Raw genomic sequence first — 22,632 nt, 5'->3', positions numbered from 1 at the left:
CAAGCGAATGCACGGGGCGCTAGGTTATCTTTCTCCTGCTCGTTTTGCAATGAAATTTACGGACAAATCCGCAGCGTAGTGTCTACTTTCTTGACATAGGTCCAAATCCACCCGCTCCCTCGGTCATCCGAAACTCTAACGAATCTGAGAAACCTTATTCAGCCATTTTAGACGCCTTTTACATTCTAACGATTCCTAGTGACGCTATTTGGCTAAATTTCGGGTACAGGAGAGCAAAAATGGGCTAAATGTTACAAATAGCGTCTATACGAATCGTTAGAATTTTGAAGCCCCCTTTTCAGGCCAAATAAGGCTTCTGGGAATCGTTAGCTTTTCGACCCAGCACGAAATGCCACTAAACAGCACCAACTTAATACCCAAGCAGCACCCACTCATAACCAAGCGACACTATCTACAACGACTTCATACCGTAAACACCTAGTCATAACAAATCAGCACCATACCTAGCAACTTAACACTAGTGGTGATTCAGCGCCCATACGTAGCATCTTAGCACTCACACTAATGACGATTCAGCGCCCCTTAGCAACAACCTAACACTAACACTAATGACGATTCAGCGCCCCTTAGCTGCAACTTAACACTTATTAGTCATACTAGTAATCACATCACTTTACACTCACTGTGCGACTTCTACCGGACCTTCCCTCGTACCACGAGTATTACTTATTTCAATTCATTTCAGTTGATTCCAATTCGTTTTATTTTAATTTTACTTTATTCGACTTTACTTTACTTTACTTTGCTTTGCTTTGCTTTGCTTTGCTTTGCTTGCTTCATATCATTTCATTTCACTCCATATAAATTAACAACATTCATATCACTTCAGGCGTGCTCTCTCGTAACCATTCCTTGTAAAAAGAATAGTGTTCCAGACCGCGCAATAAGCACCTAGTGCAATGACGACAATTACGAAAAAAAGATTCATCTGCGCGAATGCATAACTGCTCCCGGTAAATACAATCAGAATAGCGCTAAGTCCAATATTCTCACGTTGATGTCGTTGAAACTTCTGAAAAATCATCCTGTACAGCAATACCGCTGCCACAAACATGATCCAGATAATATAAAACTTTTCCATAGGCTAATCACCTTTTATTTATTTTTTCAGAGCTTTAATATATCCTGCTCCTTCTATCTTGGACACCCTATTCTTCTCATACGTAATCTCAATATGCCTTCCCGCCGACTAACTTGTTTACCTGTAGCTTTAGCTTTACTTTTACATGTACCTCCACCTGTTTGTCTATGTACGTTACATAGCAACTCTTCCCAACAATCAACCCCATTCACTCACCCACAGTCCAATTGTTATGAATTAATCAACCGGATAAATCCCAAAAGCCAGGCTGCGATGAAAAGATACACCATAACTTTGATAAACACATATTCTCGTTTTCGATGAAGAACATATCCAGCCACCACAAATGCTGAGCGCACCCGTGATAATCAACAGCATCATCCGTAAAATGATCCACGCCCCCTTTTAATAGAGCATCGGTATCTTCTGCGGATAAATGAATAATATAAGATTAAATAGAAATAAAATACATTTTTAAACAATATCCCCCTCCATATATAAATTCAGCTAGAAGTGGAGCTCTCCACTGAAGCCTTATTTCTGTTACTGAAGCCTTATTTCCGCTGTCTCAAGCACGAATTTTCTCAGTTACTTTGCTTGTAAAAGCATACTCTCTTCATATTTTTCACCATTTACATCAGTCCACTCGATCTCAACCGTTTGGTCTTCTTCATCACTAACCTTAGAGCCTTCTGTCCTCATGATCGGAAACTGAATAGAAGTAGATGCTAGACCGGTTTCCTGTCTGATTATCTATCCATTGTTTATGCTGATTTTGAAATTCTGGATATTCTCCCAACTATCTTTATTGTAAGAGATGATGTATACTCCCTGCTCGCTTTCGCCCTTTGTAACCGTCGTGTCCAGCTGGCCCGTCCAATGCTCACTCTCTCCCGTCAGGTTAATTTTGGTTTGCAATGTCGAACATCCCACAAGAAATACAATGACCAGGCAAGTAATTCCAGCCACCCACCACAGATTATGCTTTTCTCTCATAATTCCCCTCCATGATCACAAATGTATACCTATATAATATCGTAAGAGGAAATCATTTCTAACTAATCATTTCAAATTCGTGAGAAAATATGATGATTCTGTCTGCAAAACAGTACATATCCAATACACAAAAAGCAGCTCATGCGCTGATGCACGGCTGCTTTGCGATCCATAATGGATCAATCGTGTATAAAGTATCGGGTTCGTTTTCGGTTGGAGAAAAAAATGTATTACAATTCCCTGTTACACCAGCTTCTTTCGAATATATCCCGAGATCAGGTCAATAATCGTAATCATCACGATGATGCCGAGCAGGATAATGCCGACACGCGGCCAGTTGCGTGTACTGAGTGCAAAGATTAGCGGTGTCCCGATGCCGCCTGCGCCGATGACGCCGAGAATCGTGGCCGAGCGCACATTAATTTCAAAACGATATAGCGTATAGTTCAGGAAGCCTGGAATGACCTGCGGCAGAATGGCAAACCACAGCTGCTGCATCCGGGTTGCCCCTGAAGCCAGCAGTGCCTCGGACGGGCCGTAGTCGATATTTTCAACCTCATCCGCAAACAGCTTACCCAGCATGCCGATCGAGTGCAGTCCCAGAGCCAACACCCCGGCGAACGAGCCAGGACCGACAGCCTTGATGAACAGCAGCGCCATAATAATCTCGGGGAATGTACGGATGAAGCTCAGCATCATTTTACCCGCACCCGAGATGGCCCGGTGGCCGCTCATATTGCGTGCTGACCAGAAGGCAAACGGGATACAGAGCACAGCAGAGATTACGGTACCAAGTACAGAGATCGCGAGCGTATCCAGCAGTCCACGCAGCAAATCCTCCCCTTCAGGCAAATAGACAAAATTCCAGTCTGGGGAGAAAACACCTGCGATAATTGCCTTCATAATCTGTCCGGCGGTTTCCTTGAATCCGGTAAAAGGCACGCCCGCAAGCGCCCACGCATAGATCAGAATTAACAGCAGGATAATGATCCAGCGCAGCGGATTTTTTCGTGGTTTGGGTCTGGGCCGAAAACGGCTTACTTCATTTTTCATCATAACAATTTCTCCCGCAGCTTAGTGCTCACATAGTCTATAATCAGAACGATAGCCAGTGTAAAAATAATGATTGTATTGGTCTTGTCGTATTCAAGGAATCCGAGTGTCGCTTCATAATAAAGCCCAATGCCCCCCGCTCCAACTAATCCCAGAATGGCAGCAGCTCGTACGTTAATCTCGAAGGCATACAGCACGTAAGAGGTAAACTGTGCCGCAATTTGGGGAACAACACCGTACACAATAAGCTGAATCCGGTTCATACCCACAGCGGTCATCGCTTCAAGCGGCCCTTTGTCAATCGTCTCCAGTGTTTCATACGTAAGCTTGGCAATCAGCCCCACCGAGAACACAGCCAGTGCGAGAATACCCGGAACCGGCCCCAATCCAAATACAGCAACAAACAGTGCCGCCAGCAGCAGATCGGGTATCGTACGAATCAGGTTCAGCAGAAAACGTGCCGGATAATAAATCCAGCGGCTCGGCGCCAGATTACCAGCACAGATAATCGAGATCGGAATCGCGAGAATCGCACCAATTGTCGTACCCAGCAGCGCCATACGAATCGTCTCCAGCATGCCTTGAACGATATTGTCAAAATAACTCCACCGCGGTGGAAACATCTCCTTCAGCAGCTTCCACATCTCGGGAATGCCTGTAATCAGATCGGTTATCCCCGCACCCGTCTGCTTCGCACTGGCCCATAACAACAGCAGAATAAGCAGCAGCGTCAGTACATGTTTGGTACGACCAGGCGGCTTGGGACGTTGGATGACCTGAATCGGACTAGCTCCAGAGCCTGGCCCCCTCCGGTTCCCAGCTGATCCTCCTGCATTTTGTAATGAAACGTTAACCTCTTCCTTCATACCAGCACTTCTTCCTGCTCATGCACAGCCTGCTTGTCCAGCAATTCGTCAGCCAGAATCGGGCGGCCATATATTTCAGCAAATCGCTCATCCGTTGCTTCTTCTACCGGGCCATCAAATACAACCTCTCCCGCCCGCAAGCCAACAATCCGTGTCGCATACTCTCTGGCCAGATCAATAAAGTGCAAATTAACAATCGTGGTAATCCCGAGCTCCTGATTGATCCGTTTTAGGTCATCCATAACCTGTTTCGTGGTGAGCGGGTCAAGGGAAGCGACGGGTTCATCGGCCAAAATAATTTTGGCTTCCTGTGCGAGCACACGCGCAATAGCCACACGCTGCTGCTGTCCACCAGACAGCTGGTCCGCACGAGAATAAGCCTTCTCCGAGATATTCACCCGATCCAGTGCATCAAAGGCCAGCTCGACATCCTCTTTTGGAAAACGGCCCAGAATCGTGCGAAGTGTGGAATGATACCCCACCCGACCAGCCAGGACATTGCGCAGCACGCTAGAGCGTTTCACCAGATTGAAGCTTTGAAAAATCATGCCGATATCCCGGCGGATCATGCGCAGGCGTTTGCCCTGGGCTTTGGTGATGGAGCTGCCGTTGATCAGAATCTCACCTTCACTAATATCATGCAGCCGGTTGATGGAACGCAGCAGCGTTGATTTGCCTGCACCGGATAAACCGACCACGGCAATGAATTCCCCCTGCTTCAATGTCAAATTGATGTTATTCAAACCTTTTGTGCCGTTGGCATACGTTTTGGTTACATTGTGAAGCTCAATCATCACGTTAATCCTTCTTTCATTCATAATGTTTATCTGGTTTCCGCTGTTCCCAGCAGAAACTTGTAATAACGGCACAAGCCAGAACAGCGTCAATCACGCTGAACTGGCCTGTTCACTGTGCAAAAGTCACGAATTGCTTCTGGATCGAACAACTACTCGGTTTTCACTTTCTCGTTATACTGGCGAACGATATCAAATTTGCTGTCATCGGACTCCACATAACCTTCGTGCGTGTAGATTTCTTTGATGATCTGATGACCTTCTGTATCTTTACCGATATCGATGAAGGCTTGTTTGATCTTGGCAGTCCAATCTGCATTCATATCGCTGCGGACAGCAATGGTATCGTTAGGAATTGGCTCAGTGAAAGCAAGTACGCGTGTGTCTTTGAATACATTCGGATAATCTTTGGACACCGTGTTACGGGCATCCTGGAAAATAGCTGCGGCATCCACATCACCGTTCAGCACGGCGATAACACCTTGGTCATGGCCTTTAACGGTTACAGGCTGTACATCCTTGAGCGGATCAATACCGCGGTCCATCAGCAGCGCCGCAGGCCATACATAACCTGCAGAAGACGTTACGTTCTGGTAGGCAATTTTTTTACCTTTCAGATCCTCAATGGACTGGATCGGGGAGTCTTTTTTCACAATAATCATGGATTTATACGAATCTGCCAGTTGCTCTGTCGGAGCGCCCGTCTCATCATTCACGCCAAAACGTTGAGCTTGCAAAATAACCTGTGCTGCCCCTTTTTCCTTCGCCAGAACATAAGCCGTTGGAGGCAGGAAACCTACATCTACTTTTTTGGAAGACATCGCTTCAATGATGGTGTTGTAATCTGTAGAAACGCTGACTTTTACCGGGATACCCAGCTTGTCGCCAAGCAGCTTCTCCAGCGGTTTTGCCTTTGCTTCAAGGGTGTCTGCATTCTGGGAAGGAACAAATTGCACCGTCAGTTCCGTAGGTACATAGCCGTCAGCCGTTTTGTCTTTCTCAGCTGTATCGGTCGATGTGCCGGACGCGCTCGAACTGGCTTCAGCTCCGTTTGACGAATTGGTTGTCGCGTTAGACCCACATGCACTCAGGAACAGAACCAAAATCAATAATGGTAAAAATAAAGCAGACTTCTTCAATCGAACACCCTCCAAAAGTTTTTCTATTTTTCAATACTTGTCTACTATAATTGGCAAATATTCGCGTGATGTGAAACGAAATTTGGAGTTTTGTAAAGTTTGCTGTCATGCTGTCAACGGGACTTTCATCTGTTAAAATAGGCTCATTATGGTTGATGTTTCTGGATGAAACATGCGTTTATCACGGCTTATCCCCTGTGGTTCAGGCTGTTTCCTGTACAGTATCCACTGTTTCTGCCATATATCTAAACTTATATATTAGAGGAGATTGTAAAATGACCCGCATTCCCCCTACGACAAACGTTGAACTTATATTCACCAGTGACCTTCACGGGGCTATTCGCCCGATCCACTACAATACCAATGCATATCGTCCGGCAGGTCTCGCCCTGCTGGCTTCTCTTATTCGCCAGGAACGGGAGCGTTCACCTGAGCTGCTGCTCATTGATAATGGAGACTTGCTGCAAGGTTCCCCCCTTGCCTCGTATGCGGCTTCACACATTTCCAAAGATGGAATCCATCCTTTCATTAACGTGTTAAATGAGCTTGGATACGATGCCGCCGTTCCGGGTAATCATGAGTTCAACTATGGACAGGAGCTGCTGCGCGGAGCGGTGGAAGGTTCTTCTTTTCCCTGGCTATCAGCCAATATTGTGATGAAACGTGAACAGCAAACGTCAGAGCTTGCAAATACAGAGCATCCTGCCAATCAGCCAGCGTATATGACCTATGAGGATACATCGATCGCGGTTCATTGCTATAATGCAGACTCGAGTGGAGATTCGGAAAATACTCAACTGGAACGTCCTATTACACCTGCTGGAGCGGGTATCCCTGCTTTTGGACATCCGTATCTGGTCAAGACACTCTCTTCCGGTGTAAAACTCGCCTTACTCGGTGCGACCACACACTACATCCCCAACTGGGAGCATCCGAAAAACATCGAAGGTCTGCACTTTCTGGATGCACTGGAAACCATTCGTGCGTGGGTGGCATACATTCGTGAATATGAGCAGCCCGATGTGCTGGTGGTCAGTTATCATGGTGGATTCGAGTGTGAGCTGGAATCGGGAGAGCCTGCGGAGCGCTTAACGGGGGAAAATCAGGCCTATGCCATCTGCCGGGAGATCGAAGGTATTGATGTATTGCTCACGGGGCATCAGCACCGCCAGTTGACCGCCGAAATTCATGGGGTAACCGTGATTCAACCCGGATTCAACGGAAGTGCAGCAGGTCATGTGTCAGTACAGCTTGAGCAGCTGCCAGGCGGCAAATGGGCAGTGACGGACAAAAAAGCGCGTTTATTGCTGCTGGATGAGCACTCTGATCTCAAGCCTGACCCACTCGTGATGAAGCTGACTGAGGAGCTGGAGGCCTCGGCACAGACATGGCTGGATCAGCCGATTGGCGAAGTCGCGGGAGATGGGGATTTGTCTATTATGAGCGCCGCGCAGCTTCGGCTTCAAGCGCATCCTTTTATTGAATTTGTGCATCAGGTGCAGCTCGAGGCAACAGGTGCTCAGTTATCCAACACAGCTATGCTAAGCGAAGAGGCTCGCGGATTCGGCAGACAGATTACAGTACGTGATGTGTTATCGAACTTCATTTATCCTAACACCCTGACTGTGCTTGAACTGAGCGGAGCGGATATTCGGGAAGCACTGGAGCAGACCGCACGTTATTTCGAGCTAGACGCTTCAGGCAAAGTGGCCGTGAATCCCGCATACATGCAGCCCAAACCTCAGCATTACAACTACGACATGTGGGCCGGGATCGAATACGAACTGGACATCTCAAAGCCGGTTGGCAGCCGTGTGGTACAGTTGGAGCGTGAAGGCAAACCGCTGGAGATGGACGCAACTTACGCTGTGGTGATGAACAGCTATCGTGCTGCAGGCGGTGGAGATTATGCGATGTATCCGGGCAAAAAGGTGCTGCACGAAGGCGCCACGGATATGGCGGCACTCGTCGAGGATTACATTCGACGGCATCAGCCGTTGCAGGTAAATGAAGTGCATAACTGGAAGGTGACTTGTTAAATGGACTTCCTGAGGCTGGGCCGATCACCGTCATGTGGGGAAGGGAAGCAGTGCAGGTAGACACCGTACTCTCTGGGAATTACTAACAATGTTCGGCATAGCCCCCAGTTCACAGTGGGCGGGGCTTTTGCTGCATAACGGCGGTTGGGTGGACGTTGGATGGACGTTCGATGCACAGATAGATATTGGGTGGACGTTGGATAGACGTTTGATGCACGGATAGATATTGGGTGGACTTTGGATAGACGTTTGATGCACGGATAGATATTGGGTGGACGTTGGATGGACGTTTGATGCGTGGATAGATATTGGGTGGACTTTGGATGAAGTGCCTTGCATAGATGGGATGGTTGGTTAAAGCTGTATAACGAACGAGGGAATTGTACTTCGTTTAGGCTCAGGTTAATGGTGCGGATCGTTGTAGGCGAAACGTAGACTCAGGTGGTGGAATGTAATTTGGGTTGGCACCACCGATGGCGCAGAATTATCCGGGAAGCTGTGGCTTATGTTCGATCGGCGGGGCGCTGAATTATCTAGGTAACTGTAAGTTCATGCTCGATTGGCGAGAGCGGGGTATCTACACATCTGTAGTTCATGACCGACGGACAGCCACGGGATTATCTACTTATCTGTAGTTCAAGCTCAACCGACAGGCGCGGGGTTATCCAGGAAACCGTCGCTCTCCAATTCTAACGATTCCTAGAAACCTTATTTGGGTCATTTCCCAGCATTCAGAACTCTAACGATTCCCAGTGACCTTATTCCTCCGCGAAATGACGATTTCAGCTCCAATTGAGCTGATTTTCTCTGAATAGCGTCTCTCAGAATCGTTACATTTTAAACTTGGGCAAAAAGTGCCAAATAAGCTTTCCTGGGATCGTTAGAGTTCAGCTTCCATAAAAAATCCCCCTCCTCCCCCAATTTCATCAGGTTGGCGTGACAGCGACTTATCGAGTAGTAAACACATACCAAAGAGAACTTTCCGTCATACTCGCGGCATATCTCGAAACCTACTGAAGTGCATCATTTATCGCTTTTTCGCCCCCTAGCTGGTCACTTTCCCTTGACGTGCCCCGGCACGCGTGCGGTAAGCTGCTTTGCTTGGAACAAAATTTCGGTAAAATCTGCTTCCTTCAGCGTTTTCAGACACGCGCCAATGACTCTTCGGAAGTCCTCTTTGTTCTTCTCAATAGTAATTCAACCATGCAATCAAAGTTAGCAGCGGAACTAGCCATATGAGAAAAAGATTAGCCACTGCGATCGCTGTTTTGTATTTCCCAAAATGATAAAACAACCAACAGAACAGAGAAAGTAATACACCTATCGGATATGACAGCAGCAGCGCATAAATCCAATACTCAATGCCTCCCTGTTTACTTCCCATCTGACTATATAATCCGAAAATAAAGAAAACTGGATACGGTAACAGCGTAATTGCGTAAATTCCATTAAAAAGAATAAGCCAGTGCGCTACTTTTTGATTTTTCAAAAGCGACAGCAACCTCCTAACCACTACGTTCGCAGCAGCATTTGACCAGCCATATCCGATGCCGTTCAGCACAAAAGCTTAGACTACTTAAACTGCTAAACTCCCCACGCTCCATTACATATTACTCATCATTACTCGACCCACACGACTCTACTCCGCACCACTTAGCACTCATTTACTCAGAGTCCAGAACTCAGCACCATTCATTACTCAAAAATCGAGTCCAGAACTACTCACCACGTCTCCTGTATTTCCATCACTTCTCCTGCTACACGATCCCCAATCTTCTTTCACTACTCATCGCTCATTACTCACTATTCATCACTCATTACTCAAAAATCGAGCTCAGAACAACTCACCACGCCTCTGTTTCCCCATCACTCTTCTGTTCCGCGATCCCCACTTAAGCTCATACCCCACTTCCCCGCATTTCCCGACCTGCTTAACTTAATTGGCGCTCTGCATCAAGCTTCACTTCATTAGATCTCTGCGCCATTCACCTAATTTCCCCTTCATACTTCTCGTAACTCTTCTTTTATAAAATCAACTTCACTTCACTTCTCTATCTCTTCCCTTCTCTTCATTTCACTTCGCTCAATCCGCTCCGAACAACTACATTTTTGCAGCTTACTGTGCCTTCTTCCGCAGCTGACTGTGGTACAGCTCACTATAGAATCCGCCCTGCTTCAGCAGCTCGTCATGTGATCCCTGCTCCAGCAGCCGTCCATCCTTCAGCACCAGAATCCGATCAGCCTGGCGGATCGTGTTCAGCCTGTGCGCAATGACAAAGCTGGTGCGGCCTTGCATCAAACGTTCCAGCCCCTCCTGAATTTTGATCTCGGTCACAGTGTCAATGCTGCTGGTGGCCTCATCCAATACCAGAATGGACGGGTCAGCCAGAATGGCCCGGGCAATCGCAAGCAGCTGCTTCTGCCCTTGGCTGATGCCGCTCCCGTCCGCTTGCAGCACCCGGTCGTAGCCATCCTTCATTCGCATAATGAAGGAATGGGCATTCGCCAGCTTCGAAGCAGCCTCCACCTCTTCATCGGTGGCATCCAGACGTCCAAACCGGATGTTTTCACGAATCGTTCCTTGAAATAAAAATGAATCCTGCAATACAAACGCCATGTGCGAGCGCAAATTATCACGACGAATGCTCGTCATCGGATGCCCATCCACGATAATGACTCCACTTGTCGGATCATAGAAACGGGATAACAGCTGAATCAGCGTGGTTTTCCCCGCTCCCGTTGGCCCCACCAGCGCAATCATCTCGCCAGGCTTTGCCTGAAAGCTAATGCCGCGCAGAATATCACGTCCCTCATCGTATCCGAACGATACATTGTCGAACCGGACGTTGCCCTCCATTTTATCCAAAGCAATCGCTGCCCCTTCATCCTTCGCTTCCTCATCCTCGTCCAGCACCTCGAATACCCGCTCTGCACCCGCAATCGCAGACAACAGTGTGTTCCACTGATTCGCCAGATCGTTCAGCGGACGTGTGAATTGACGCGCATATTCTACAAAGATAATAATGACACCCACGGTCACAGAGCCCTGAATCGCCAAGATGCCACCGATGCCCGCGACAATCGCAAAGCTCAGATTGTTGAGCCCATTCATCAGTTTCGGGATAAAACCGGATATGGTCTGCGCCCAGAAGGCCGAAATGCGAATACGCATATTCCGCTCTTCAAAGCCGCGAATAACCCGTTCCTCCTGTGAAAAAGCCTTGATGATGCGCTGACCGGATAACGTCTCCTCAATATAACCGTTGAGTTCACCAAGATTTCGCTGCCGCTCTTTGAAGAGCGGGCCTGTTCGGCGTGTAATCCATCTCATGCCGAGGGCCATCAGAGGCACAACGATAAATGTAAGCAAGGTCAGCAGCGGACTAAGCCACAACATTACTCCTAAAGTGCCGAGCAGGGTTAATACACTCGAAAAAATCTGAATCGCCGAGCTATTCAGCGTACTGCTCACATTCTCGATATCATTGGTAACCCGGCTCATAATCTCACCCTGCTGACGTTTGCCAAAGAACGGGATTGGCAATTTGTGCAGATGGGAGAACAAGTCATAACGCATGCGGAATACCGTTTCCTGTGCGATCTCTATCATCCATATATTTTGCAGCCAGGAGGTGAGCGAAAAGAGGACATACACCGCTGTCAGCCCCAGCAGAAACGTGATCCAGCTAGAGCTTGTCGCTTCTCCGGCTATAAATTGATCCACCGCCACGCCGACCATATACGGACCAAGCAAAGCCAGACCCGAGCTGGCCAGAACCATGAGCAGCACAAGCGAAAGCTTGACCTTGCGGCGTGCAAGGTAACTCCAGATTCGCCCCAGCGTACCTGACCAGTTTTTGGCTCTTGCCTTCGGTTTGCGTCCACTGCCTGAACGAAGTGATTCGGGATCAAGTGCAGGCCGTGGCTGACGGAACGGTTCAATGAATGCTTTGAACATACTGCGCACCCTCCCCGTATTGTGATTCATGAATTCGACGATAAAGCTCCGACGACCCCATCAAGTCTTCATGTTTGCCCTGTCCGATCAGCCGGCCATCGTCCAATAACAGAATCAAGTCGGCCGAAGTCGTCGAGCTGATCTTTTGCGTAATAATAAACGTCGTACAGGAGAGCTCCTCCAACGCATCCAGCAAGCGGCCTTCCGTAGCTACATCCAGTGCGCTTGTGCTGTCATCAAGAATGAGAATGCTTGGACGGCGTACCAAAGCTCTCGCAATCGAGAGGCGCTGCTTCTGTCCGCCGGAAAGGTTAACCCCTCTTTGGCCCAGCTGCGTATCATATCCATTCGGCAGCTGCTCGATCGTCTCATGAATTTGCGCACGTCTTGCCGCCTCTACAATCTCCTCCATTGAAGCATCTTCACGTCCCCAGGCGATATTCTCCCGCACGGAGCCGGTGAACAGGATTACCTCCTGTGGCACGTAACCGATTGAACCGCGCAGCGTCGGCAAATCCAGCGCTGACGCATCTGCGCCATCAATACGCACCCGCCCCTGTTCTTCGGTATAGAGCCGCGGAATCAGCTGAACCAGAGACGATTTTCCTGATCCGGTTGCGCCCATAATGGCAATTCGCTGGCCTGCTTTTGCCGAGAACGAGATATCCTCAAGCACTTTAATCTCACTACCAGGATAACTGAAGCCCACTTTGCTAAACTCTACCGCACCTTGCACGGCACGAAAATTCTGTTCATTCCGTATAGAGCCCGCGCCAGAGCTTTCTGAACGATGATGGATTGAACTTGGGAAATCTGCAGGCACTGTCCCTTTCTCAGACACACCAATTAGGGCCTTTTCACTTTCGCTTTCACTTTCACTTACATTTCCACTTTGATCCCTTTGCCCCATCTTCCCGGTTTGCCCATTCTTGCTGTGCTCTTCCATCCATGGAACCTGTTCGTTCTGATCACGCTTGCCATTCTCTCCAATCTGTGCAATCCGACCAGCCAGGCTTCCTTGTCCCGTTCGTTCCGTCTCCGATGTATCTTCTGTCTCGAACACTTCATTCAGACGCTGTGCTGAAGCACTTGCCCGGGAAAAAGTGACCAGAATCCACGATAGCGCCGACATCGCTCCAATGGTACGCAGCAAATAATTGATGACAGCAACCACTTCACCGACCGTTGCTGAGCCTGAGCTGATGTCCAGCCGCCCGAACCATAACACGGCAATAATACAGCCATTCATCATCAGCAGCATGAACGGCATTGTTGTCTCCGTCAGGCGCAGCGCGGAGATTGTGCCCTTCATCAGCTTGCCGCTGAAGCTGGCAAAGCGTTCAATCTCATGGCCCATCCGAACAAAAACACGGATCAGACGAATGCCTGTCAGATTTTCCTGGATGACACCGTTGACGGCATCCAGTCTGCGCTGCACATTGCGGAACAGCAGCGCTGCCTTTTTGATCATCCAGATAACAAAGACAAGCAGCACAGGCACCATAACCACCAGCAGCAATCCCAGTCTCGGGTTCACCACCACCGCCATCATCATGCTGCCAATCACCACCAGCGGAACCCGTGTCATGAAACGCAAGCTCATGAAGATCGTATCCTGCACCTGAGTAACATCCCCGGTCAATCGGGTGATAAGCGACGAAGTAGCAAAGCGGTTAAATACCGCATAGGAAAACGTTTGCATCTTCTCATACAGCTTCTCCCTCAGGTCATATCCAAACCCCAAACTGGCATGGGAGGCAAAAAATGAACTTGCAATGCCCGCGGCAAAAGCGATCAGCGCACTTACCACCAGCACGCCTCCCCACATCCATACAACGTTCAGGTCCCCTTGCTGGATGCCGTTATCAATAATTTTGGAGATCAGATACGGCTGAGCCAGCTCCACCGTTAATTCAATCAGCATCATGACTAACGCTGCAATGGCGGCGACCCGGTACTTTTTCAAGTGAACAAACAGCTTGATCATTCCCATTCCTCCAGCCCGGAGCATCGTTCAGGCGATCCTGCACCAGGTACTTGCCATCAGCTCCGTTATTCTCTTTCTTTAACTCTATGTAAAATTTCACGTAACCTATACGACTATTATATCGCATTTTTTCCACTTTACATCGTTACGTTCTTCTCATTCTTAGTATTAACCTTAAAGTTAGGCCTGAAATCCGCTGAACATGAACCGTAATCTGTAATAAAAAAAGGAAAAGGATACCCTTATCTGTCGAACCAGACCAGGAATATCCCTTTTGGGTTTGCTTTTCTTAGTTTCCTCAATGAATTTTGCACAACGTAAAAAGCAATAACACTGAACCAAAAACCGCTGCCGGATCGTAGCAGTCCTACTTAATCCCTTTGGCCTTGGCCATATGTTCGGCTCGAATCTGTTGATCCGTCGAATTCGCGGCATGCAGCATATCCCGGATCGCCTGAATGTCCTGCTCTTTATACAAGGTCTCGGGCAGCTCGGACTCCAGCCGTTCGGTTTTGCGCTGAATCGTTTCCACTAATTCATGGTCATAAATGACCATTTCATCCGAATTCACGTATCTTATGGCCGGATCTATGCTGATGCGGCAGCGGTTCGTAAACGTGACCATGGAGACCACGCGAACCCGCTTGTAATCTCCAAGATGGGCCTGGACAGCTTCAACATGGGCACGGTGCTGCATGAGCGGATTGTACATTTTGACCCGACTGCTGCTGACCGTCCAATTGGCCTCCCGCCGGCCGCCGCGAATCTCTCCTGTGGTCAGATTCCGGGTTTCAATGACAAAGATCGCCCGCGGGCCAACAACGACATGATCCACCTGCGAATACCCTGAACGAGACTTAGGATTGCTCACCAGCAGGTCGTTCAGCACCTTATACTCACGAGGCAGACCTAGCAGAAGCTCGGCTGTGGATGGCTCTTGCGGTGCGCTGATCCATTCGGAATCAGACTTCTTCTTTTTGCGCCGACCACGTGTCAGACGAGGTGGAATACCTGTAGCTGGCGACAAAGCAGAAGCAGGAGACGGGACAGCATCTGTAAGTGGACTCGCAATCTCCGGTCGTGTCTTGAACAGAGACAGGATTTTCTTGAACATGGGCAAGCTCCGTTCTATTTAGAGTGGCATATTGATTATGTAGATGTTTCGCTGCCCCACAACATGCAAGATGTTTGGCACCTTATGATCAAGCATACTTCTATACCTTATGTCGGATAAAGTCGAACAAAAGTAAAGGGCGTTGGATCAAATTCATTGTTATGTTAAACGTACATGATATCCAATACCCTAATCTGCGACTTTAGACACATGCTGTACTCCAAAATCATGTCCACAATTCCAAGAAAAAAGCAGCAGCCCCTTGCCTTACACCAAAGAGTCCGCTGCTGCCTTCACGTTGTACACGCCTTATTTAAGCCTGGAGATAGTAAGTGTACAACACCTGTGTACCTTTCTCGTCCATGCCATTTTTTGATATTTCCTGATACAGAGATTCAGCAAGAGCCAGTCCGGGGGTTTTCATACCCATCGCTTGAGCTGATTCGAGAGCAATTCCCATGTCTTTGATAAAATGTTTCACGTAAAATCCAGGCTCATAATCGCCTTTGATCATACGCGGTCCAAGGTTGCTGAGAGACCAGCTTCCGGCTGCGCCTGTCGCAATACTTTTCAGCACATTCTCCGCGTCCAATCCCGACGTCTTGGCATAGGCGAGTGCTTCGCATACGCCCAGCATGCCAGAGGCGATGGCAATCTGGTTGCACATTTTGGTATGCTGCCCGGCGCCTGGCTTGCCCTGCAGCACGATGTTGGTGCCCATCTGCTCAAAAATCGGACGCACCGCTTCAAATGCTTCTGCGGCACCGCCCACCATAATGGACAGCCTGCCGTCCCTTGCGCCGATATCGCCGCCGGATACAGGCGCGTCCAGTGCATGGAGCCCTCTGGCTGCAGCCGCCTCCGAGATGCGTGCAGCCAGCAATGGACTGGAGGTGGTCATGTCAATCAGGTACGAGCCTGGTTTCGCGTGAGCCACAAGCCCATGCTCCCCGAGATAAATCTCTTCCACATCTTTCGGATAACCCACCATTGTAATAATTACATCACACACCTCTGCCAAGGCAGCTGGTGTTTCGTGCCAGACGGCCCCTTCCTTCACGAGCGCTTCTGCCTTAGCGGCAGTGCGCGTGTATACATGAAGCGGATAGCCTGCACGCTGAATGTGACCAGCCATGCTTTTGCCCATAACGCCAGTTCCAATAAAGCCTACTTTGGTCTCTTCAGGTGATTTTACCGATTGTGTCATTGCAAGTTTCCTCCCTGTTCCTTGAATGATATATGTGCTCGTCTACGATTCCATGAGCCCGGTTCAACTTTCAGCTTCAATTGTAACTTCGAATTCTATGATGCAGGTGGTGAAACGCTTCTCTCATTCCTGTAACGATCTCCAGAAACGCTATTTGGGCCATATCACCCGTTTTTATTTTCTAACGATCACAGGAGAGCTTATTTAAAGAATTCGATGTGAAAACGGGCATTTCTCGCGTGTTTTCAGCTAAATAAGGTTTCTGGGAATCGTTACAATTTCTGAAGGCCTTATTTTGCTCCAATAAGCTCATCTGAGATCGTTAAAATAAATAGGCTTTGTGGGCGCTGAGATACCACATGTTACATACCATATACCATATATTACATATTACATCCAACACCCTAAACCTCGTACCCCAACTTTAACCCGGTTGTTAAGCCGTTTGAGCTCTTGATCTGCTCTTGATCTGCTCTTGATCTGCTCTTGATGCTCTTGATCAGCTCCGAATTTGCTACCGATCTACTCTTGGTCTGCTCTTCAGCTGAATTTCCTTCATCCTGCATATCTCGTCCATGCACTTCGCAATCTGTGTGTTACTCGATCTATATGTTATATGTTATAGCTTTCTCCCCGGCCCGTCTATCTCGAGCTACGTTTTCTGTGAAAAAAACTGAAAAGCGAATCATTTTCTCATAGACTGTACAACCTAACGGAAACGTAGTAAAGCGGAAGGGGGATTCGCATGGGGCAGGATAAAGGACAGATTACCATCTGGTTATCCATTTCAATTATTTTACTCAGCGCAGGGCTGGTCTGCCATGTCTTGTCCATCCCCGCCATTCTGGATGCAGCAGGTCGTGACGGTTGGCTCTCTGTGCTTGCAGCCGCACCGCTATTTATGCTTTTTCTGGCTATGATGTTTATCATTATGCGCCGTATTCACGGGCAGCGGCTCCCGGACTGGATTGCGAGGGAATTTGGTCACGTAACTGCATGGATTTTTCGTATTACCGCAGCCCTGCTGTTATTTTCACTGGGAACACATACGTTATATGAAACAACCAACTGGACCGTATCGACTTACCTTCCTTTTACGCCAACCTATGTACTTGCCGGTGCAGGTGCGTTGGTTGCGGCCTGGTCCGCTGCCAAAGGGATTCGCTCGATTGCGATGACCTCCAGCATTCTGCTTCCATTCGTCATTGTGCTCGGGTACTTTGTGATGTCTGCCAATATGAAATACAAGGACTATAGCCAGCTGTTCCCTATACTGGAGAATGGCTGGGCTCCCGTGATGCGAGGTGTAATTTACTCTTTGGCGGGGCTGATGGAAATCTGGATTCTAATGCTCTTTCAACATGAGATCAAGAGCAAGTTTCGCTGGTGGCATATTCTTCTTCTAGGCATCTTTATGATCAGTATGGCCGTTGGCCCCACGATGGGCGCCATTGTGGAATTTGGACCAGAAGAGGCGGCCAAGCAGCGAAACAGCCCCTTTGAACAGTGGAAGCTCGTTAATATCGGAAAACTGTTTCAACACGTTGATTTTCTATCCATCTATCAGTGGCTCAGCGGAGCCTTTGCCCGTGTGGCAATTTCCATGTACCTCATTGTTGATCTGCTCAACTTCCGCAGACCCAGGAAACGATACATTGCCATCCTCTGTATCACATTGCTGATGTGTGCTTTGGCTATCCAATGGTGGCGCATTGATTATGTTGATTATTATGTGGACCACATTCAATTTCCTGTCATGCTGTCTTACGTCTCCATTGTCACCATTTTGCTTACACTGGCTGCTCTATTACATAAAAAGGACAAGGAGGAACCTGCTCATGGCCCTTCCACCGCGAACGACACCAACCCATCCAGAGGATGAGGCTTTCCGCATCACGCAGCATCACCTGACAACGTTTTTCTCCGGGTCGGATGATGTCATTATTGACAGTCATACTCTTGGAGATGGGCAAACGAAACTGTTGATGGCCTACTGCAGCGGTATGGTGGATACCCAGATTATCTATGATATCATCCTGCCCGAACTCAAACGAACCTATGAATTGACTCGCTTCATGCGTTTGTCCGATATAGAAAAGCATATCAGCCTGGAATGGAACGTTGTTAATACCCAAGACCCGCAATATGGAGCGGACCTGATATCACTCCGTGTGTTTGAAGGGCATCTTCTCATCGGTCTCCCCTCGCTTCAAGCGATGTGGAGTATGGATATTTCCAACATGCCAACACGAACTCCAGAAGAATCTACAACCGAGGTATCCATTCGCGGAGCAAGGGATGGCTTCATTGAACCTTTGGCGGTAAATGTTGCTTTGATCCGCACCCGGCTGCGAACAGCCGATCTGGCTTGTAACATTGAACTGATCGGTTCACTGTCCGCAACCAAGGTAGCGTTGATGTACATGAAAAATATAGCTAACCCCGGGCTTATAGATGATATAAAGCATCGTCTGCGCACCATCCAGACCGAACGTCTAATGACAGCCAACGAATTGGAGGAGTTATTATCTCCTGCCAAGATCACTTTATTTCCATTAACGCATTACACGGGAAGACCTGATTTTGCAGCAGAATGCCTGCTGAACGGTCGCTTTATTCTCATTGTCGATGGAAACCCGAGTGCCATTATCGGACCTGTTAATCTGTTTCTTCTGCTCAAATCCCCAGAGGATGCAAGCTTTCCTTTTCTATCGGTTAATATGGGGCGTATGCTGCGATTTATAGGTCTGTTTATCACCCTGTTCCTTCCAGGGTTTTATATTGCACTGACCTCTTTTCATATGGACCAGATTCCTTTCCCCCTTGTGGCGACGATCTCCGCAGGCCGAATGGGGCTGCCGATGGAGTCCGGTGTGGAGATGTTTCTGATCATGCTGCTTATGGAATTATTCCGTGAAGCCGGGGTTCGTTTGCCAAGTGCCATCGGTCAGACATTGACTGTTGTGGGCGGTCTGATTATCGGTGATTCTGCCATCCGGGCCGGCATGGTTTCACCGCTGATGATTGTTGTCATCGCTTTGACCATTGTAGCCGGTGCGACCATTGTCAATCAGGTCATGACCAGTTCGATCCTGATTCTGCGTTTCCTGTGCTTTATCCTTGGAGCCACATTGGGAATCTACGGCTTCATTCTGTCCATGATTCTGTTTGTGATCTATTTGACAGACCTGAAATCCTTCGGCATCCCGTATTTGACCCCCTTGTCACCGCTTAACATCAGACAGGCTTTTGTATCCTTATTCAAAATGCCCACCAGTCTCCGCAAACGCCGGCCCGTATATCTGGAAACACAAAAGCCCAGTAAACAAGGAAAACGAAAATGAACAGACTCCTTATACGCTGCCTGTTAACCTTGCTGAGCCTGTCTCTGTGCCTTATGACAACCGGATGCTGGAGCTCTTACGAGATTCAGCAGGTCGATTACGCCAAAGCCATTGGGGTTGAATACAAGGATGGCCTGTATCACCTCTATGTACAGACACTGGATTTCTCAAGTGTGGCGAAAAGCGATAATTCCAGCAAAACGTCCCAAGCTCCGCCAATCTGGGTAGGCCATGCTGAGGGCAAAACGATGAGCCTTGCCATGAATGAGTTGTGGCGTGCCTCACAGCTTCACATTGCCTGGGGGCATGTCACTGCCATCGTGTTGGCTGAGAGTGTGCTGAACAACAAGCATATTCAGGACGTATTTGATATGATGGGCCGTTTCCCGGAAGCACGTTACACCACATGGGTGTACGGTACCAAAGATTCTCTGCTGGACATTCTCAGCACCGCATCCATCTACAATCTGTCACCGCTGGACAGTGTGCTGCATAATCCGATGCCCAGCTATCTCGAGAATTCCTTGTTTAAACCTGTACTCAGCTTTGAGCTAATTGCAACACACAATGATCCGGCGACAACAACGTATCTGCCTGCCATTTCTTTGAATAAAGATTTGTGGCTTCAAAACAAAAAGAAACATGAACTGTTCCTGATTGAAGGCGCATTTTTCGAGCGAATGGGTGAGAAATTCGAGTTCATGCCTAAAAATCAGCTGCCTGGTTATCACTGGCTGATCAAAGGTATGCGCCGAGCCCCCTTGCTTATTCAAAAAGATGATGTCATCTACGGGGCCCTCAGTGTAGGATTGCCTACAATCAAGATCAAGCCAATTATACGGGGAGAACGGGTTACGTTCAAAATAGATGCCAAATATCTGACCGCTTTGTATGAATACCTTGTGCCTATGTCTTATGATGAAATGACCCGCATTAGCGAGGACACGATCAAGAAACAGATCATGGAAACATATCGTAACGGTTTAAAGCAAGGGGTAGATGTCTATGGTTTGCAGGAGCATTTGTACCGCAAAAACCCGAAGCTGTGGCACAGGCTCAGCGGCGATGGAGAAAATCTGCTTCTCACCGAGGATTCCATTGAAGAGTTAAACGTTCATCTCACGATCCCTTATACAGGCCGCTATAAACGGAAAGTGTGAAAATAGAAATGCAAAGCCCTTTCCAGGTGCATGAAAAGCATGTACGGGAAGGGCTTTATCTATAGGTTATCTATTTATCAGACCTAAGGTATCTAAAAAAAGATTTTTTACCATGCATTTTAAATGTACTATTGTTTAACTGCGATTGCCTCAACCTCAATCATCATATCCTCGTTAATCAGTCTACGAACTTCAACCGCTGAACTTGCAGGTGGATTTACTGTATTAATATATCGGTCCCGAATTTCACGTACGGTAGCCATCTGACTCATATCGGTTAAGAAAAAGGTTAACTTAGCTACATTATGAAAATCGACCCCGGCTACTTCCAAGGCAAGTTTAACGTTTTCGAAGACTTGTGTTGTCTGAACGGCCAGATCCCCGGCGCCGACTAATTGCCCTTCTTTATTTAGCGGTACTTGCCCCGAAATATAAATCGTCATATCGCTTCTGGTTTCTACTACATGAGTGTAACCAAAGGTTGGTGGCAAGTTCTCCGGATTCTTAAATTGCATTCGTTCATTGGCAGACATTGGCCCCGCTCCCTTCAAATTTTCTTGCTCTCGGACGTCGCTGTTGTAGCTCAACCAAGCCACATACTAGTATCACACAAATGAAAATAATGCCATCATTCTTATCACCCGTCCTTTGAGTATAGCAGGAGCTACAGAATATATCCAAGCATTCATATTAGGTAAAAGTGAAAGAAACATTGCGAATTCAAGCATATTTTTATATGCCATAGCTCACACTACCTTTAGAAAAATACGGAAGGAGTAACGGCATGAGTTTGAAAAAAAAATTAGTTGTTATAGGAACCATATTCGTATGTATATCCTTGGTATGGGGGTGTGGGAACGGGAACAACAATACCAGCCGATCGGCCGTAGATCAGCCTAATCATAATGAACAGGCCCAAAGCTGGGGAGACCCCAAACGTCTGGAAGCCTCTCACCTTGAAGCACTTGAACGCATGGAGAAGGATCATATTCATCGCATGGTTTCCCTGAGCGTAAGTACGGATGAGGATCAGGTCATGACAACACTGGAACGTTCCAGTCAGAAACTGGAAGAGATGAGACCCCTCGCCGAGATGCTGCAGTATGACGGTCATCCTGCTTTGCTACAACGAATTCAGGAGATGTCAGGAGATATTGAAGGCTCCAAGAATGCAGTGGCCGAAATGAAAAGCAAACCTCAATCCGGAAAAATTAAAATCCAGTCTGCGAAGACGGATGCCCTGCAGCATATCAACAGTTTTCGTGACTACCATGAATATGTACAGGGTCAGGTCAAAATGATGAATAAATAATAATGAATTATAGTTAGACTCGGAGCTTGTTCTCTCCCGAATCTAACTATTTTTTTATTTCTTATACCGCTACTCCACCCAAAGAGATACCCAAATGAACACACAGAAAAATACAACCGGTGCCAGCGCTCCAGTGGCGATGCAGACCCAGAGCTTGACTGGTTTAGCACTATTCCAAGAGTCTTCAATCCAGCTTAAACGCTCATTGCGCCATTGCTTAAACTTCAATCGATGGATCATACGCTGCATAACCTGCCTCCGTTCCCCTTCCGAAAACTCGCCTAGTACATGACCAAGCTCCTCATACAAATGCCCCTCTGTCTGACTTGCTTCAACCTTTGTTGTATTCATGAATATCCCTCCTCTTAGTTCATTTCTGTATTCCATAAGATAAATAACACACCTGAGACAAACAAGTTTGATGCAAAGCATGTTTTATATCATGTACATCAGGATCACGAACATCAGAAAAGGCTTACAAAATCAGGATTGAAATCCATTTTACAATAACATACATTGGTATTACACCAAATTTATCATTTTACCTTGCTAACTGTGACA

18 protein-coding genes are annotated in these 22,632 nt (G+C 47.7%); 5 read left to right on the top strand and 13 right to left on the bottom strand.

What is annotated here, in order from left to right; all coding sequences use genetic code 11:
• Positions 1–841: 841 nt before the first annotated feature.
• The 6 genes from IEW26_RS29405 to IEW26_RS29380 all read right to left on the bottom strand — a co-directional run bounded on the left by IEW26_RS29405 (position 842) and on the right by IEW26_RS29380 (position 5,950).
• Positions 842–1,102, bottom strand: coding sequence for a hypothetical protein (locus IEW26_RS29405; RefSeq protein WP_188594930.1), 261 nt, complete (start codon positions 1,100–1,102; stop codon positions 842–844).
• A 753-nt stretch (positions 1,103–1,855) separates the two neighbouring features.
• Positions 1,856–2,098 carry a hypothetical protein gene (locus tag IEW26_RS29400; protein ID WP_188594929.1) on the bottom strand — a complete coding sequence of 81 codons (243 nt, stop codon included), beginning with the start codon at positions 2,096–2,098 and terminating at the stop codon, positions 1,856–1,858.
• A 243-nt stretch (positions 2,099–2,341) separates the two neighbouring features.
• Complete coding sequence (gene phnE / locus IEW26_RS29395) at positions 2,342–3,154, bottom strand: phosphonate ABC transporter, permease protein PhnE (protein ID WP_188594928.1); 813 nt, start codon at positions 3,152–3,154, stop codon at positions 2,342–2,344.
• Positions 3,151–4,017, bottom strand: coding sequence for a phosphonate ABC transporter, permease protein PhnE (gene phnE, locus IEW26_RS29390; RefSeq protein ID WP_188594927.1), 867 nt, complete (start codon positions 4,015–4,017; stop codon positions 3,151–3,153). Before phnE (IEW26_RS29390) ends, phnE (IEW26_RS29395) begins: the two co-directional genes overlap by 4 nt.
• On the bottom strand, positions 4,014–4,811 hold the full coding sequence (gene phnC, locus IEW26_RS29385) for a phosphonate ABC transporter ATP-binding protein (RefSeq protein WP_188594934.1): 798 nt from the start codon (positions 4,809–4,811) through the stop codon (positions 4,014–4,016). The genes phnE (IEW26_RS29390) and phnC overlap by 4 nt, the downstream gene beginning before the upstream one ends.
• 152 nt (positions 4,812–4,963) lie before the next feature.
• Complete coding sequence (locus tag IEW26_RS29380; RefSeq protein WP_111270276.1) at positions 4,964–5,950, bottom strand: phosphate/phosphite/phosphonate ABC transporter substrate-binding protein; 987 nt, start codon at positions 5,948–5,950, stop codon at positions 4,964–4,966.
• Between the two features lie 275 nt (positions 5,951–6,225).
• On the opposite strand from IEW26_RS29380, the gene IEW26_RS29375 reads away from it, so the two are divergent.
• Complete coding sequence (locus IEW26_RS29375; protein WP_188594926.1) at positions 6,226–7,989, top strand: bifunctional metallophosphatase/5'-nucleotidase; 1,764 nt, start codon at positions 6,226–6,228, stop codon at positions 7,987–7,989.
• A gap of 1,186 nt (positions 7,990–9,175) precedes the next feature.
• Here IEW26_RS29375 and IEW26_RS29370 read toward each other — a convergent pair.
• The 5 genes from IEW26_RS29370 to IEW26_RS29350 all read right to left on the bottom strand — a co-directional run bounded on the left by IEW26_RS29370 (position 9,176) and on the right by IEW26_RS29350 (position 16,255).
• Entirely contained in the window at positions 9,176–9,478 is a 303-nt protein-coding gene (locus IEW26_RS29370) for a hypothetical protein (RefSeq protein WP_188594925.1), read from the bottom strand.
• 627 nt (positions 9,479–10,105) lie between these two features.
• Positions 10,106–11,947 (bottom strand): ABC transporter ATP-binding protein, encoded by a 1,842-nt coding sequence (locus tag IEW26_RS29365; protein ID WP_188594924.1) that lies wholly within the window; start codon positions 11,945–11,947, stop codon positions 10,106–10,108.
• Positions 11,928–13,934 carry an ABC transporter ATP-binding protein gene (locus IEW26_RS29360; protein WP_444543969.1) on the bottom strand — a complete coding sequence of 669 codons (2,007 nt, stop codon included), beginning with the start codon at positions 13,932–13,934 and terminating at the stop codon, positions 11,928–11,930. Before IEW26_RS29360 ends, IEW26_RS29365 begins: the two co-directional genes overlap by 20 nt.
• 367 nt (positions 13,935–14,301) lie before the next feature.
• Positions 14,302–15,048 carry a nuclease-related domain-containing protein gene (locus IEW26_RS29355; protein WP_188594922.1) on the bottom strand — a complete coding sequence of 249 codons (747 nt, stop codon included), beginning with the start codon at positions 15,046–15,048 and terminating at the stop codon, positions 14,302–14,304.
• A gap of 313 nt (positions 15,049–15,361) precedes the next feature.
• On the bottom strand, positions 15,362–16,255 hold the full coding sequence (locus IEW26_RS29350) for an NAD(P)-dependent oxidoreductase (RefSeq protein ID WP_188594921.1): 894 nt from the start codon (positions 16,253–16,255) through the stop codon (positions 15,362–15,364).
• Positions 16,256–17,000: 745 nt separating this feature from the next.
• On the opposite strand from IEW26_RS29350, the gene IEW26_RS29345 reads away from it, so the two are divergent.
• From IEW26_RS29345 to IEW26_RS29335, 3 genes are read left to right on the top strand one after another with little or no spacing between them, the layout of a single operon-like run.
• Entirely contained in the window at positions 17,001–18,137 is a 1,137-nt protein-coding gene (locus tag IEW26_RS29345; protein WP_188594920.1) for a GerAB/ArcD/ProY family transporter, read from the top strand.
• Entirely contained in the window at positions 18,094–19,599 is a 1,506-nt protein-coding gene (locus IEW26_RS29340; RefSeq protein WP_188594919.1) for a spore germination protein, read from the top strand. Before IEW26_RS29345 ends, IEW26_RS29340 begins: the two co-directional genes overlap by 44 nt.
• Positions 19,596–20,759, top strand: a complete 1,164-nt coding sequence (locus IEW26_RS29335) for a Ger(x)C family spore germination protein (protein ID WP_188594918.1) — start codon at positions 19,596–19,598, stop codon at positions 20,757–20,759. Before IEW26_RS29340 ends, IEW26_RS29335 begins: the two co-directional genes overlap by 4 nt.
• 128 nt (positions 20,760–20,887) lie before the next feature.
• Here IEW26_RS29335 and IEW26_RS29330 read toward each other — a convergent pair whose 3' ends face one another.
• On the bottom strand, positions 20,888–21,292 hold the full coding sequence (locus IEW26_RS29330; RefSeq protein WP_188594917.1) for a RidA family protein: 405 nt from the start codon (positions 21,290–21,292) through the stop codon (positions 20,888–20,890).
• Between the two features lie 251 nt (positions 21,293–21,543).
• Here IEW26_RS29330 and IEW26_RS29325 point away from each other — a divergent pair, with 251 nt between their 5' ends.
• On the top strand, positions 21,544–22,071 hold the full coding sequence (locus IEW26_RS29325; RefSeq protein WP_188594916.1) for a hypothetical protein: 528 nt from the start codon (positions 21,544–21,546) through the stop codon (positions 22,069–22,071).
• A 69-nt stretch (positions 22,072–22,140) separates the two neighbouring features.
• Here IEW26_RS29325 and IEW26_RS29320 read toward each other — a convergent pair whose 3' ends face one another.
• Positions 22,141–22,422, bottom strand: coding sequence for a hypothetical protein (locus IEW26_RS29320; RefSeq protein WP_188594915.1), 282 nt, complete (start codon positions 22,420–22,422; stop codon positions 22,141–22,143).
• Positions 22,423–22,632: the final 210 nt, after the last annotated feature.

Source organism: Paenibacillus silvae, assembly GCF_014639235.1.
In the GTDB taxonomy this organism is placed as follows: Bacteria; Bacillota; Bacilli; order Paenibacillales; family Paenibacillaceae; genus Paenibacillus; species Paenibacillus silvae.
This window is presented reverse-complemented; position numbering and strand designations above follow the sequence as displayed.

Coding starts and splice junctions, on each gene's coding strand:
- IEW26_RS29405 (WP_188594930.1), bottom strand. CDS start 1,102: ATGGAAAAGTTTTATATTATCTGGATCATGTTTGTGGCAGCGGTATTG.
- IEW26_RS29400 (WP_188594929.1), bottom strand. CDS start 2,098: ATGAGAGAAAAGCATAATCTGTGGTGGGTGGCTGGAATTACTTGCCTG.
- phnE (WP_188594928.1), bottom strand. CDS start 3,154: ATGATGAAAAATGAAGTAAGCCGTTTTCGGCCCAGACCCAAACCACGA.
- phnE (WP_188594927.1), bottom strand. CDS start 4,017: ATGAAGGAAGAGGTTAACGTTTCATTACAAAATGCAGGAGGATCAGCT.
- phnC (WP_188594934.1), bottom strand. CDS start 4,811: ATGATTGAGCTTCACAATGTAACCAAAACGTATGCCAACGGCACAAAA.
- IEW26_RS29375 (WP_188594926.1), top strand. CDS start 6,226: ATGACCCGCATTCCCCCTACGACAAACGTTGAACTTATATTCACCAGT.
- IEW26_RS29365 (WP_188594924.1), bottom strand. CDS start 11,947: ATGTTCAAAGCATTCATTGAACCGTTCCGTCAGCCACGGCCTGCACTT.
- IEW26_RS29360 (WP_444543969.1), bottom strand. CDS start 13,934: ATGATCAAGCTGTTTGTTCACTTGAAAAAGTACCGGGTCGCCGCCATT.
- IEW26_RS29355 (WP_188594922.1), bottom strand. CDS start 15,048: ATGTTCAAGAAAATCCTGTCTCTGTTCAAGACACGACCGGAGATTGCG.
- IEW26_RS29350 (WP_188594921.1), bottom strand. CDS start 16,255: ATGACACAATCGGTAAAATCACCTGAAGAGACCAAAGTAGGCTTTATT.
- IEW26_RS29345 (WP_188594920.1), top strand. CDS start 17,001: ATGGGGCAGGATAAAGGACAGATTACCATCTGGTTATCCATTTCAATT.
- IEW26_RS29340 (WP_188594919.1), top strand. CDS start 18,094: ATGGCCCTTCCACCGCGAACGACACCAACCCATCCAGAGGATGAGGCT.
- IEW26_RS29335 (WP_188594918.1), top strand. CDS start 19,596: ATGAACAGACTCCTTATACGCTGCCTGTTAACCTTGCTGAGCCTGTCT.
- IEW26_RS29330 (WP_188594917.1), bottom strand. CDS start 21,292: ATGTCTGCCAATGAACGAATGCAATTTAAGAATCCGGAGAACTTGCCA.
- IEW26_RS29325 (WP_188594916.1), top strand. CDS start 21,544: ATGAGTTTGAAAAAAAAATTAGTTGTTATAGGAACCATATTCGTATGT.
- IEW26_RS29320 (WP_188594915.1), bottom strand. CDS start 22,422: ATGAATACAACAAAGGTTGAAGCAAGTCAGACAGAGGGGCATTTGTAT.